Origin of the sequence: Micromonospora sp. L32 (assembly GCF_052068055.1) — a bacterium.
In the GTDB taxonomy this organism is placed as follows: domain Bacteria; phylum Actinomycetota; class Actinomycetes; order Mycobacteriales; family Micromonosporaceae; genus Micromonospora; species Micromonospora purpureochromogenes.
The window spans coordinates 427,958-441,003 of record NZ_JBQHDD010000006.1; the positions used below are offsets into that span (position 1 = coordinate 427,958).

General features: G+C 71.4%; 11 protein-coding genes and 1 tRNA gene. 3 read left to right on the forward strand and 9 right to left on the reverse strand.

Translation table 11 applies throughout. From position 1 onward, the window contains the following. Positions 1–14: 14 nt before the first annotated feature. Both ACTMTB_RS19355 and ACTMTB_RS19360 read right to left on the reverse strand, forming a co-directional pair. Positions 15–1,238 (reverse strand): exonuclease domain-containing protein, encoded by a 1,224-nt coding sequence (locus ACTMTB_RS19355; protein WP_441147449.1) that lies wholly within the window; start codon positions 1,236–1,238, stop codon positions 15–17. 8 nt (positions 1,239–1,246) lie between these two features. Further along, complete coding sequence (locus ACTMTB_RS19360) at positions 1,247–1,939, reverse strand: DUF6218 family protein (RefSeq protein ID WP_441147451.1); 693 nt, start codon at positions 1,937–1,939, stop codon at positions 1,247–1,249. A gap of 725 nt (positions 1,940–2,664) precedes the next feature. On the opposite strand from ACTMTB_RS19360, the gene ACTMTB_RS19365 reads away from it, so the two are divergent. After that, positions 2,665–3,657 carry a DUF5131 family protein gene (locus ACTMTB_RS19365; RefSeq protein WP_441147650.1) on the forward strand — a complete coding sequence of 331 codons (993 nt, stop codon included), beginning with the start codon at positions 2,665–2,667 and terminating at the stop codon, positions 3,655–3,657. 1 nt (position 3,658) lies between these two features. On the opposite strand, the gene tcmP is transcribed toward ACTMTB_RS19365, so the two are convergent. The 7 genes from tcmP to ACTMTB_RS19400 form a co-directional block, all read right to left on the reverse strand. Next, complete coding sequence (gene tcmP / locus ACTMTB_RS19370) at positions 3,659–4,636, reverse strand: three-Cys-motif partner protein TcmP (RefSeq protein WP_441147453.1); 978 nt, start codon at positions 4,634–4,636, stop codon at positions 3,659–3,661. Positions 4,637–4,808: 172 nt separating this feature from the next. Next, positions 4,809–4,882: transfer RNA gene (locus ACTMTB_RS19375), tRNA-Ala, on the reverse strand. A gap of 222 nt (positions 4,883–5,104) precedes the next feature. Then, entirely contained in the window at positions 5,105–5,905 is an 801-nt protein-coding gene (gene sepX / locus ACTMTB_RS19380) for a divisome protein SepX/GlpR (RefSeq protein ID WP_441147454.1), read from the reverse strand. A gap of 177 nt (positions 5,906–6,082) precedes the next feature. Next, on the reverse strand, positions 6,083–6,733 hold the full coding sequence (locus tag ACTMTB_RS19385; RefSeq protein WP_441147456.1) for a GNAT family N-acetyltransferase: 651 nt from the start codon (positions 6,731–6,733) through the stop codon (positions 6,083–6,085). Further along, complete coding sequence (locus ACTMTB_RS19390; protein WP_154939801.1) at positions 6,730–8,025, reverse strand: molybdopterin molybdotransferase MoeA; 1,296 nt, start codon at positions 8,023–8,025, stop codon at positions 6,730–6,732. Before ACTMTB_RS19390 ends, ACTMTB_RS19385 begins: the two co-directional genes overlap by 4 nt. Further along, positions 8,022–8,975, reverse strand: coding sequence for a UTP--glucose-1-phosphate uridylyltransferase (locus tag ACTMTB_RS19395; RefSeq protein ID WP_179802988.1), 954 nt, complete (start codon positions 8,973–8,975; stop codon positions 8,022–8,024). Before ACTMTB_RS19395 ends, ACTMTB_RS19390 begins: the two co-directional genes overlap by 4 nt. 9 nt (positions 8,976–8,984) lie before the next feature. Then, positions 8,985–11,174, reverse strand: coding sequence for a diguanylate cyclase (locus ACTMTB_RS19400; RefSeq protein ID WP_441147459.1), 2,190 nt, complete (start codon positions 11,172–11,174; stop codon positions 8,985–8,987). Positions 11,175–11,258: 84 nt separating this feature from the next. On the opposite strand from ACTMTB_RS19400, the gene ACTMTB_RS19405 reads away from it, so the two are divergent. Continuing rightward, the gene (locus tag ACTMTB_RS19405; RefSeq protein ID WP_441147461.1) at positions 11,259–11,915 is read left to right on the forward strand and encodes a 5-formyltetrahydrofolate cyclo-ligase; all 657 of its coding nucleotides are present in this window, start codon (positions 11,259–11,261) and stop codon (positions 11,913–11,915) included. Positions 11,916–11,976: 61 nt separating this feature from the next. Then, a complete protein-coding gene (locus ACTMTB_RS19410; protein ID WP_441147466.1) occupies positions 11,977–12,333 on the forward strand; it encodes an FmdB family zinc ribbon protein in 357 nt (118 codons plus the stop codon). Positions 12,334–13,046 lie beyond the last annotated feature (713 nt).

Genomic DNA, 13,046 nt, shown 5'->3' on the forward strand with positions numbered 1-13,046 from the left:
CCCGGTTGGTGACCCTAGAAGACGGCAGCCGTGAGTCCGGCCAGGAGCTTCTGGTACGCCGTGGGATGGACGATCGGGATGGCGTACTGGTGGGCCTTCTTGGCTTTGCCTGACATGGTGTCCGGGTCTGCGGCGACTAGGAGCCGCGTCTTCTTGGTGACGGTGTTGCCCACCTGGAGGCCTGCAGCTCTTGCTTCCTCCTCCCACTCCCACCGGGGAGGTTCCATGGCGCCGGTAAAAACGACGATGTCACCGGGCTGAAGTCGCCACGCGTCGGGCCGACGCTGCCGTGGCATGTCCGCAGCTGCGGCGGACAAAGCTTGGTCGACGTCGGACCGTTGGAGGCCGAGCAACCGGGCCACCTGGTCCAGGTCGTGGCGTTCCTCTGGAGTCAGGACGCCGTCTTCAAGCGCGATCCCAGCCAGGCTCGCTAGGTAGGTCCGGTGCAGGTGCTCGACGTCGACGCGGGCGAGCCCGACCGATTCCGCCATGGCGACGAGCGCGTCGGCCTCCGTGGCCGAGATGTGCCGGTCAAGGAGCGCATGGTCGAGCAGGTCCATGTAGGCGTCACCCTGCGGCTCATGCAGTCGAGGCAGCCGGTCGACCAGTCGGGCCAGGAAGTGCTCTTCGCGCTGGCCTGCGACCCGCCGTTGAACGGCCACCACGGGGTGAGTCGCAATCGATGGCCAGGTGAGCCCCGCAGCCGCCATTACGGCAGCTGCCCACGGGGGCGGACTGCCGGCTGCTGTGAGGTAGTAAGTCAGGAGTTGGGCGCCGGCGCGGGCATCATGTAGCGCTGAGTGCGCCTGGTGCAGCGGGAGTCCAGCCACACGACAGCAGTCCTGCAGGCTACGACCGGCCGAGGGCAGGAAATGAGAGGCAAGCCGCATCGTGCAGAGGCCATCGGTGTGGTCTATCGGTGCGTGGAAACCCACTCGTTGGTACTCGGCGTGTAGGAACTGGGCGTCGAAGGTCAGGTTATGGGCGACTAGGACGCGGCCGCGCAGCATGCCAGCGAGGTGGCCAGCTAGGTGGTCGAAGCTGGGTGCCCGCCGCGCCTCGGCGGCAGAGATGCCGTGGATGAGCTGTGGCCCGAGGTCGCGATCCGGGTTGACCAGGCTGCACCACTCGTCGGTAATCCGACCGTTCTCGTCAACGTGCACAACCGCCACCTCGACGATTCGGTCGTGCCAGCTGGTGCGAAGACCGGTGGTTTCAAGGTCGATGACTGCGTACACGTCGCTCCTTACGCCGAGACCAAGGAGGTACTGGCAACGGCCTCGCGCAGCCACGCCAACCAGCGCGGCGGCAGCGGCTGCGGGTCACCCAGCGATCGCAGGTAAACACGGCGGTACCGCGCCTGCTCGGTGTCCTGCCAAAGCTGGGCGGCGCTGGCCACAGCGGCGGTCAGCGCCAGCGCCGTCGCCGCGACCGGTGAGGCAGCCGTGGAGTTGGCCCGAGCGGTCCACGTCATGAGAGCCTGCTGATCTGGCATCTCGGTAGGCCACGCCAACGGAGCGATCTTCGACCTGGTGCCCGCCCTGTGCTGCTCTACCGCGGCCGTGTAGATGGACCGATGTTCGGTAGTCTCTGCCAGCAGCTCGGGAATCGTAAGGATGTTGCCCCGGAGAGCGGTGAGCAGTTCGGCCGGCAGGAACTCGGAGATCCTGGCCAGGGCGTCGTTAGGCTTCGCCTCGTCCCAGTCGACCAGGCATCGGTCTTGCAACATCGACATGATCCGACGAAGCTGCTCGGGCTCCCGTTCGACTTCGTCGAACCGGACGACCCACGCTCCACCCGCGCGACCGGTCGGGCTGAGGCGCCACACGGCCAGGGCGTCGCCGCCGCTGCTATCGGGCCCGACCGCCAAAACTCCGTGGCCGCGCGCGCCGGGCACATAGTCAACTGGTACCGACAGCTCGTTCTCAGGTTCCTCCACGCCAAGCTCCTTGCGGTCCCTCAATAGTTGACGGCGGGAAGATCACCGTAACGGCCCGCAGTGGCATCCAGGGTCGGTCAACTGGGCTGTCTTCTTGCCCCAACCGCATTCTGGGTTCGCACTGGCGTCCACTCTCTACTCCGCTTGCCGTCGGGACGCTCGGTATCGGGCTACGTGACCAGCGGCGTGGCGTTGCCAACGGGCCGCTCGTCAAGGGCCACTTGTCGTGCCGCCAACCGCCGGGCGAGCGCCTTGGCCTAGCCACAAGTCAAACTCACGACGGAAGACCGCTCGCTTGTAAGTTCTGGGCGCTTCGTCCGGCAGAATCCGTTCCCGTACGCGACCTCGGGAGACCGTCCACGCCCGACCGCCGGCGGCGTCGTTCCGGCTGGTTGCTGTCACCGTTGCTGTCGACAACCACCACTGGCCGCCCGGGCACACCGCGCCTCTCGCCATCCAACGAACTCCTACGCCTACAGAGGAGACGCGATCAGGAGGAAGCTGCCGCCGCAGCGAGGAGCCAGGGCAGAGTCCGGTCCCACTCTGCCGCTCAGCGACCGGGTCACACAATGGCAATGGGCTCCAGGAGCGCGGGAGCACAGCACCCGACCGCAGACCGGCGGCAAGGGTGTCCCCGCCTCGGTCGGCCGGCACGCGGTCGTCTTCGCCACCTTCACCGCCCCGTCCTTCGGCCCGGTCCACCACCGGTCCACCCCCGGGTGACCATGCAGATCCTCCGGCACAGCCAGATCGCCGTGACCATGAACATCTACAGCGAGGTCTCCTCGGAGGCCACCGAAACGGCACTCAAGCGCCTCGGCGAGCAGCTTTGGATGAAGACAACCGCGTCCAAGGATCGCAGCGCGTGGTTGAAGAGTTGCGGGGAGGACTTCCCATGCCGTACGTACGTTCGACATGATGGCGAGATCGTCGGGGAAGGGATCGCCGTGGCAGACCGCAGTGCAATCGAGTGGACGGAGGCCACCTGGAATCCCACCACCGGGTGCGACCGGATTTCGCGAGGGTGCGACAACTGCTACGCCCTGACCCTTGCCAAGCGCCTGAAAGCGATGGGCTCGCCGAAGTACCAGACGGACGGCGACCCTCGGACGTCTGGACCTGGCTTCGGGGTAGCGGTTCACGAAGACGCCCTCGACACGCCGCTTCGGTGGCGGGAACCACGGACAGTCTTCGTGAACTCGATGAGTGACTTGTTCCACGCGCGGGTACCTGCGGCCTTTGTAGAGCGGGTGTTTGCAGTCATGGCCGCGACACCACGACACACCTATCAGGTACTCACGAAGCGGGCCACCCGGCTCGCGCGGCTCGCTCCCACCCTTCCATGGGCGCCCAACATCTGGATGGGAGTCAGTGTCGAGGACGAGTCCCAGGTGGATCGCATCGAGCAGCTTAGGAAGGTTCCTTCTGCAGTGCGCTTCGTCTCGGCTGAACCTCTCCTTGGCCCGCTCGACCAGGTCGATCTCGCGGGAGTCGACTGGGTCATCGGCGGGGGCGAATCCGGACCTCACGCCCGCCCGATGGACCCAGCATGGATTCGTGGCCTACGTGACGCATGCCTCGACGCAGATGTTGCCTTCTTCTTCAAGCAGTGGGGTGGGCGCAGCCCTAAAGCAGGCGGGCGCTTGCTCGATGGCCGGACGTGGGATGAGATGCCAACAGGGGCGGAGCGGAGCCGCCCGCTGGTGGCTGCGAACTGACTCAGCGACTCTGGTAGGGAGGCCGTGGGGGCTCTGGGTCATAGACCTGCGCATCATCCAGCTTCCCGGCCGCAACCATCTCCGGTGCGATGTCGAACAACCCCGCTTCGCCCTTGTCCTGCGCGCGCTTGTCGCGGCGCAGTGCTAGGGCATGCTGCCGCATAGCTTGGTGCTCGCCCAACGCCTTGCCATAGAGATGCCGCATGATCCGGTCACCAGCGTCATGGTCTGTCACGAAGATCATGTCGTAGATGTCCTGGCCCCCGGTGTTCTTCATTGTGAAGCCATAGGACTTGCGATAGCCCAGCTCACGCTCCAAGCGCCACCGGACCAGGTTCACCCACTCGTCCCGCGCTTGTGCTGGGCTCAGACGACCGCTGCGACGCGCCTGGGCGATGGGGATCCACTCCTCGCTACCCAACATCTCGGTCAGCGTGTCGCCGTAGCTGGCATTCATCGCTTGTCCGTGCAGGTTCAGGCCGCGCGGATACATGCCAGTCGCAAACAAGATCCACATCTCGGCCTTCGTCTTGCCCCGCCTGAACCGGGCGATCTGCTCCAAGGTCGACCACTTCACCTCGGAATCAAATTGATCAACAAAGGCGAAGGTAGGAGCCCAGTTGACCGACCGAAGGTCCTGGAGTGCTCGCGCGACAGTCACGTTGCAGTCGTCGTCATAGACCCGGATTCCCGGCCTGCCAGGGTAGGCGTCGCGGATGGCCTTCTCCAGCCGCCGAGCTTTCTCGCCGAGCTCAAACAAGCACACGCGGGTGAAGGGCGGCTCCACTGACAGCGCCCTCCGAGCCGAACCCAGAATTAGTGCATCGGTCTCCCGCGCGACGTTCTCCGGCCAGCCCGCGAACAGGTCCAGGTAGATCCGCTCCGTCACACCCTTCGACGCCCTGGCGAAACTGGCTAGGTAGTCCTCCAAGATCTGCAGCTTGTGTCTGGTCCACCAACCCCACTTCTTTGCCGCCATCCGCGACTCCCCGTGCGCCAGACGTGACTGCTTGTGCAGAGGAGACTAGGGCTCGCTCACGCGAGGGTAAAGAGGCGAACACGCAGAGGCAACAGGGGTAGCTGCTGTACTTCGCTGCTGTACAAGATCGAAAAGGCCGTCTCCCACGACGGGAAACGGCCTTTGAACTGGGTGGAGTTGAGGGGATTCGAACCCCTGACCCCCTCGATGCGAACGAGGTGCGCTACCGGACTGCGCCACAACCCCTCCGCCGGCGAACCGGCTTCGGTCCCACCTGGCTTTCACCAGGCGGGCCGGCGACAAGGCTAACAGGTCCACCCTCCTAGCCGCGAATCCACCCCCGGCGTGCCGACGGGCGCCACCCGAAGATCGACTCGGGATCCGGCATGTCGCGGTGTCCGAGCCACCGAACACCGCGACACGCCGCAAACGGCGCCAAGGAGCAACGGGCGCGAGGAACAGCGCCGGTCAGGCGGGGTGGGAGGAGCCGCGGCCGGACTGGTACGGCCGACCCCGCAGGCCACCGGCGCGGCGGTAGGAGACGGAGCCGCCCCCGCTGGCCGCGGCCGGCAGGTCACCCGACCGGTCCAGGCCCATCGCGGTCCGGCGTACCGCCTCGCGCTGGGCCGCCAGGCGGCGCTGCGCCTCCCGGCGGGCCGCCGCCCGGCGGGCCTGTTCCCGCCGCACCTCGGCCTGCCGGGCGGCCAGCCACGCCGCCTCGCGGGCCTGGATCCGCCGCCGCCGGCGCTCCGCCACCGCCCGCTTGCGCAGGTGTACGACGTACGCCACCAGCAGCGTCCCGGTGACCGAGATGCTGATCCAGAAACCGGGGCTGACCACGATCACGCCGACCAGCTCGACGAAGTTGAGCAGCAGCAGCGCGGCGAGCACTCGGCGACGCCGGTAGACGGCCGGGGTGTGGCGGCGCCGGGGCGGGGGGCGGCGACGGGCCCTGCGCGGGGCGGGCGGCACGGCGCGCAGCCGGCCCGAGCGGCGGCCCGCCGCCGGGGGCGCGGAGACCGGGGCGCTCAGACCGCCCGTGTTCGCATTTTCGCTGAGCGTGACGAAAAGGGCGCGGGACGGGTTGACCGGCCGCCGTCCCGGGACAGTACGGCGTCGCCGACGGCGCTGGAGCACCCGCGCCGTCGACTGCGCCCGCTCCGCCACCAGCCGCTCGGTGGCGTCGTACCGGCGGACCAGCGCCGGCGCGAGGGCGAGCAGGCCGGCAGCGGCGAGGACGGCGAGGAGCACCGAGGTCGGCACCCTCACCCCTCCCGTCACCGAATTCGGGGCAATCGCCGGGCCACCGCAGGATCTTCCCCGGATGGTCGTCCACGGCGCAGATCGTACGGGTGGGCAGCGCTTGCCACAGCTTGCAGTTACTTGAGGTTACGGGCGTTCGACCCTGATGCCGGCGCGCCGCGCCGATCCCGTCCGTGGGACGGCTCACCCCGCGCGATCACGGATCCGGTGCCAGCGGGCCAGCAGACCGCCTTCGGCGGCGACCTCCTCGCTGGTCATCGCGTATCCGATGTGGTCGCGCCACGCCCCGTCGATGTGCATGTAGCGTACGTGGTACGCCTCTTCGCGGAAGCCCAGCTTCTCCACCACCCGGCGGGACGGCCGGTTCTCCGGTCGGATGTTCACCTCGACCCGGTGCAACCCGCCCGGCCCGAAGGCGTGGTCCACGGCGAGCGCCATCGCGGTCGGGATCACCCCGCGACCGGCCACTGCGGAGTCCACCCAGTATCCGACGTACCCGGAGCAGAACGCCCGCCGGACGATGCTGCCCACGTTGAGGTGCCCGACCAGCCGGTCCCGGCCGTCCTGGCGGAGGCAGACCGCGAACGGCATCCCCTCACCGGTCCGCGCCGAGCGTCGCTGGTCCTTGTGGACGTAGCGAAACGCGGTCGGCGAGTTGGTCTCGTCCCAGGTGCCCGGCAGGTGCGACTCCCACGGCGCCAGCCAGGCCCGGTTGGCGCGGCGCACCGCCGACCAGGCGGCCGCGTCCGAACGCCGGTACGGCCGCAGGACCACCGGCCCGTCGGTCAACACCACCGGCCAACCCGGCGCCCGCCCGAAGCCGAACAGACTCACCGGCGCCGGTCCAGCAGGAGTACGTCCACGGTGGAGCCGGCGGCGGCGGTGGTCACCCGCTCGCCGAGCACCATCAGCCCGTTCGCCTCGGCCAGCCCGGACAGGGTGAACGGCCCACCCGGCAGCGGCTGGACCGTGTATCCCCCGCCGCGCCGCTCGGCGACGTGCGCGGGGCGGAACTCGCGCAGACCGCCCGGGGAGGTGATGGTCTCCAGCAGGTGCGCGCGGACGCTCGGCCGGAACACCGGCTCCGCCCCGGCCAGCAGGTTGATGGCCGGGCGGGCCAGCACCTCGAAGCCGATCAGCGCCGAGCCGGGCTCACCGGGAAGACACACCACCGGCACCTCCTCGGCGCCGACGGTGCCGAATCCGAGCGCGGTGCCGGGATAGAGCGCCACCTCGGTGAAGGTGACCGGGCCGGCCCGGCCACCCTCCCTCCTGGACAGGATGCGCCGGACCATGTCGCCCGGGCCGGTGCCGGTGCCGCCGGTGGTGATGATCAGATCGGCCCGCAGGGTCTGGTCCTCCAGCAGGCCGCGCAGCCCCTCCGGGTCGTCATCGCAGATGCCGACCCGGTACGCCAGCGCGCCCACCTCGGCGGCGGCAGCGGTCAGCGCGTGCGAGTTGGCGTCCACCACCTGGCCGGGCTGGCTGCCCCGGCCGACGTCGACGAGTTCGTCGCCGGTGGCCACGATGACCACCCGCGGGCTGGGCCGGACCACCACGTGCCCGATCCCGGTGGCGGCGAGGACGGCGACCAGCGCCGGCGAGACGTACGTGCCGGCGCGGGCGAGCAGGGTGCCGGCGGGTAGTTCCTCACCGGCGCGGCGGACGCCGTACCCGCGCTTGGGGGTCCGGAAGATCTCCACCGCGGCCATGCCCTGGTCGGTCCACTCGACGGGGACGACCACGTCCGCGGCCACCGGCAGCGGCGCCCCGGCGGCGACCGAGAAGCACGAGCCCGGGGTGAGCCGGACCGGTCGCCAGCTCGCCGCGCCCAGGTCGCCGACCACGTTCAACCGCACGGTACGGCCGCCCGACCCCCCGGAGGGGGCCGGGCCGTAGCCGACGAGGTCCTCCCAGCGGGCCGCGTACCCGTCCACCGCCGCCTGGTCGAAGGCGGGGAACGAGTGCGGCGCGACGACGTCCTCGGCGAGGACGTTGCCGTACGCCTGGGTGAGGTCGAGGTCGAGCGGAGGCAGCGCGCGCAACCTGCGCAGCACACTGCCCAGGTAGTCGGCGAGCGGCGTCAACTCGTTCGCGGCCGCCTCGGCGTCGGCCGTCGCTGTCATGTATTAGGACCGCCCGACGCGTCGGAGTTGACGAACTCGGCCAGCCACTTGCGGAACTCACCGCCAATGTCGTCGCGCTCGACGGCGATCTGCACCACCGTCTGGAGGTAGCCCAGCGGCATGCCGGTGTCATAGCGGGTGCCCCGGTAGACGATGGCGTGCACCGGCACGCCCTCGTTGCGCAGCAGTTCCATCGCGTCGGTCAGCTGGATCTCGCCGCCGCTGCCCGGCTCGGTGCGCCGGATCGCGTCGAAGATCCGGCCCGGCAGCACGTACCGGCCGAGGACGGCGAGGTTGCTCGGCGCGTCCTCCGGCTTCGGCTTCTCCACCATGCCGGTCACCTTGACGACCTCGCCGATGTCGGTCAGCTCCGACTCGGCCGGCTCGACCGAGGCGATGCCGTACCGGCTGGTCTCGGCCGGGTCCACCTCGAAGAAGGCCAGCACCACACCGCCGGTGCGCGCCTGGAGTTCCAGCATGGCCGGCAGCAGCGGCTGGTCGAGCTTGACGAACTCGTCGCCGAGCAGCACCGCGAAGGGCTCGTCGCCGACGTGCGACGCGGCGTACCCGACGGCGTGGCCGAGACCGAGCTGCTCCGGCTGGCGGCGGGTGTGGATCTCGGCCAGCTCGGTGGTGCGCTGTACGGCGGCCAGCAGCTCCGGCTTCTTCGCGAGCCGTTCCTCCAGGTCGGGCCGGCGGTCGAAGTGGTCCACCATGGCCGTCTTGTTGCGCCCGGTGATCAGCAGTACGTCGGTGAGCCCGGCCTGGGCTGCCTCCTCGACGATGTACTGCAGGACCGGACGGTCGACGACCGGCAGCAGTTCCTTGGGCACCGCCTTCGTCGCCGGCAGGAACCGGGTGGCCAGGCCGGCGGCCGGGATGACGGCCTTGACCGCACGGGGACGACCGGTCGCGGCGGCCGTCGAGGGGTTCGCTGAGTGCTCCGACATGTCGCGAGACTATCGGCCACGGCTCTGCCGCGGCGGGTGAGGACCGGAAGACGCGCCGCCCGTAGCCGGCTGTGTCACACCCGGAGTGGGTGCCGGGACTGCGGCGGCCGGCCGGCTCGAACCCTCCGCCGCCCTGGTGGCCGCCGGCCCGGCGCGCGGCAGCTCGTCGTCCGGGCTGACCGCGCCGGCCGGCACCGGGATCTCCTCGGTCACCGCGTCGGGGCGCAGCCCGGTCACCCGGTAACCGTCCCGCCCGGCGGCCTTGGCCGCGTACAACGCCTCGTCGGCGGCGTCGAGCACCTGCTGTCCGGTGCTGGCGTGGTCGGGGTAGACGGCGATGCCGATGGAGACGGTCACCGTGATCGCCACGTGCTCGTCCACCACGATCGGGGTGTCCCGCACGGCCGCGCCCAACCGCTCGGCGACGATCGCCGCGCCCCGGGCGTCGGTCTCCGGCAGCAGCACCACGAACTCCTCGCCGCCCTGCCGGAACGCCAGGTCGACCTCGCGGATCTCGCCGCGTACCCGGCGGGCGAACTCGGCCAGCACGACGTCGCCGGCGGTGTGCCCGTACGTGTCGTTGACCCGCTTGAACCGGTCCACGTCCAAGGCGAGGATGCTGAGCATCCGTCCGAACCGGCTGGCCCGCTCCACCTCGCGGCGCAGCGACTCGCGCAGGTAGCGGTAGTTCCAGAGCCCGGTCAGCGGGTCGGTCAGCGAGAGCCGTTGCGCCTCCTCGTGCACCCGGACGTTCTCCACCGCGACCGCCGCGTGGCCGGCGAAGGTGCGCAGGGTGGCCAGGTCGTCGTCGTCGAACTCTTCGCCGCCCAGCCGGTCGTAGAGGGCCAGCACCCCGACCGCCGGCTCCCGGCCCGCCGGTTCGGCGCCGCCGGGCGCGGCGAAGGGCACCGCCACGTACGTCTCGCAGCGCGGCTCCCCCGCCGGCGCCTCGGCCGGCTCGACCCGGCCGCGCTGCGGCTCCCCGGTGGCGGCGACCGCGCCGATCACCCCCGCCCCGATCGGCACCCGCAGCGGCTCGGCGTCCGGCACCCGGCCGTCCAGCCCTTCGGCGCACTGCCCCACCAGCACGCCGTCCGGGTCGAGCAGCAGCACCGCCCCGGCCCGCGCCCCGGTCGCCCCGAGCGCGCTGTGCAGGATCACCCGCAGAATGCGTTGCAGGTCGTGGGTGCTGGCCAGGGTGTCGCCGAGCACCGCCAGGTGCCCCCGCAACTGGTCCCGACTGCTGGTCAGCGCCGCCACGTAACTGGCCGTCTCCCGGGTCATCCGGTTGAACGCCCCGGCCAGCCGGCCGATCTCGTCCCGACTGCGCACCGGCACCCGCGCGGTCAGGTCGCCGCGGGCCACCCGGTCCACCGCGCCGGCCAGCTCGACCAGCGGCCGGGTGGTCACCCGGGCCAGCCGCCAAGCGGCCAGCACCGCCAGCACGGCGGCGAGGAGCACCGCGCCGACCAGCACGGCGGGCAGCCCGGCCGGCTGCTCGCCCGGGACGGAGAGGACCAGCGGCAGCGGCTGCCCCGGGCTCGGGCCGAGGCGGCGCACGTACCTGCCGTCGGCGGTCTCGGTGACCCGGTCGCCGTCGACGGTGCTCGCGGCGGCGAGCACCGCCTCGCGTACCCGGTTGGACTCGGTGGTGTGGGTGACCCGGTCGGGGGCGGCGGGGCCGTCGAGCAGGGTGACCGCGACGCCGGTGGCGGCGGCCAGCCGGGCGACGAACGCCGGGTCGACCACCTGGGCGGCGGCGACGGTGCCGAGCGCGATGCCGGCCGGGTCGCGCAGGTCCACCCGGGCGCTGAGCGCCCGCACCGGCCCGGCAGCGGTCCGGTCGCCGGAGCAGTCCTGCCAGGGCGTCGGGGGCGCGCCCGGGGTGGCGTAGGTCGTGGTGCCGGCCACGTCGGTGACCAGGACCGCGCCGGCCAGGCCCCGGCTGACCACCTGGGTGGCGGCGCCGGCGCGGGCGGCGGGATCGGTACGCAGCGCCACCGCGTCGGCGGCGGCCCGGAGTTGCTGGCAGAGGGCGTCCACCGAGGTGCGCACGGTCGAGGCGGCGAGCCCGAGGCGTTCGGTGGAGCGGCTGCGGTCGACGGCCGCGAGGGTGGTGCCGACGAAGACCGCTCCGAGCAGCACCGGGCCGAGCACCACCGCGAGGAAGGCCGCCGTCAACCGCCCGCGTAGCGTCAAGCTTCCCCCCGGAAGTTCCGCGCCCGTTCCTGCGATGCTGACACAGAGCAACCGAAAGACGCGGTTTGCGCAAGGGAGTGTTGCGTGCCCGAATTTCCTGATGGAGCGCATGAGGCCAAACGCGAGACGCGGGTCGCGCTGCTCGCCCACCGCCGGGCGCTGACCGCGCCGCAGCGGGCCGAAGCCGCGGCGCGCGTCCGGGCCGAGCTGGTGGATCTGGTACGCCGGCTACGCCCACGCCGGATGACCGGGTACGTCCCGGTGGGCTCCGAGCCGGGCGGCCCGGAGCTGCCGGAGGCCCTGCGCGCGGCGCTGCCCGGCCAGGCGGAGCTGCTGCTGCCGGTGCTCCGTGCCGACCTGGACCTCGACTGGGCGGCGTACGACGGGCCCGACTCGCTGGTGGCGGCCGGGCGCGGCATGCGGGAGCCGGCCGGCCCCCGGCTGGGCCGCGCGGCGATCGGCGAGGCGGAGCTGGTGGTGGTGCCGGCGCTGGCGGTGGACCACCGTGGCCTGCGCCTGGGGCGCGGCGGCGGCTCGTACGACCGGGCGCTGGCCCGGGTGCCGGGAAGAGTGCTGACGGTGGCGCTGTTGCACGACGGTGAGCTGGTCGAGGCACTGCCCGCCCAGCCGCACGACCGCCCGGTGCACGCCGTAATCACCCCGTCGGGCGGTCTGCGTACGCTGACCGACGCGCCCGGTGTCGATCCCCCCACGTCCGCTGGACGAACCCGGGCCGGATGACGCACCATTGGCACTCGAAACCGTCGAGTGCCAACCGGCCGTACCAGATCCGGAGGAGAACGTGCCCACGTACCAGTACGCCTGCACCACGTGCGGCCACCAGCTCGAGGCGGTGCAGTCCTTCTCTGACGAGCCGCTGACCGAGTGCCCCGCGTGCGAGGGGCGGCTGCGCAAGGTCTTCAACTCGGTTGGTGTCGTGTTCAAGGGCTCCGGCTTCTACCGCACCGACTCCCGCTCCTCCGGCTCGGAGAGCAAGACCGGCAGCACCACCCCGAAGCCGGCGAAGTCGGACAGCGGCTCCTCGTCGGATAGCGGGTCGTCGGCCGCCTCGTCCAACGGCGGCAGCTCGTCGGGCTCGTCGGGCTCGTCCAACGGCGGGTCGGCCAAGACCGCGGCCAGCACCTCCGCCTCCTCCTGATCTCGAACGCCACCGCCCCCGCCGCCCTACCGGCCGCGGGGGCTTTCGGCGTCCGCGCTCCCTTCGCCCCGCCTGCGGTCCTCGCTTGATCAGGCGCCGGCCCGTGGCCGAGGCGAAGGGCCAGATTCGCCTCTCCTGGGTTGCGCGGTCCCCCAGGACGCGGGAAGCTGGCCGGCTTGCCGACCCGGCTGCTCGCCGTAGTCGGTGCCGCCGCCGGGCAGGTGCCGGCAACCGACCCGGTGTGCGGCGCTGTGGACCTGATGACGCGAACGACTCAGCCTCGGACCGTCAGCCTCGACGACCCAGCCGACGGGCGTTTCGCTCGGTCGGTCCGGTTGCCCGACCACACCGACTCGGTAGCAGGTCGAGCGCCGCTTCGGGGCGTTGTCCACAGCCCTACCGGTTGTCCACAGGCCGGTGCACACGGCACTGCTGCGTCCGCTCCTGCCCGTAGCGTGCTGTCCGAGCGCCGCGACGGCGGCCGGACAGCGAGGCGAGGGCCGGCGGTCGACCCTCGGGATGCGGGGCGGCCCGACCGCGAGGCACGCGCTGCGTTCCGGGGGCGGGTCGACGGCGAGGTGGAAGGTGAGCGGCATGGTGGGTGGTGGCCCGGACGGGAGGGACTCCCTGCGCCCGGTGCGTGGGCTCCGCCGACCAGGCGGCAGCACGCTGCTGCGCCTCGGGCTGGTCGCTGCCCTGCTCGGCCTGGCGGT

Bases quoted from the DNA above. Each gene is read 5' to 3' on its own strand.
- tcmP (WP_441147453.1), bottom strand. From the start codon at position 4,636: ATGGCGGCAAAGAAGTGGGGTTGGTGGACCAGACACAAGCTGCAGATC.
- ACTMTB_RS19365 (WP_441147650.1), top strand. From the start codon at position 2,665: ATGCAGATCCTCCGGCACAGCCAGATCGCCGTGACCATGAACATCTAC.
- ACTMTB_RS19395 (WP_179802988.1), bottom strand. From the start codon at position 8,975: ATGTCGGAGCACTCAGCGAACCCCTCGACGGCCGCCGCGACCGGTCGT.
- ACTMTB_RS19390 (WP_154939801.1), bottom strand. From the start codon at position 8,025: ATGACAGCGACGGCCGACGCCGAGGCGGCCGCGAACGAGTTGACGCCG.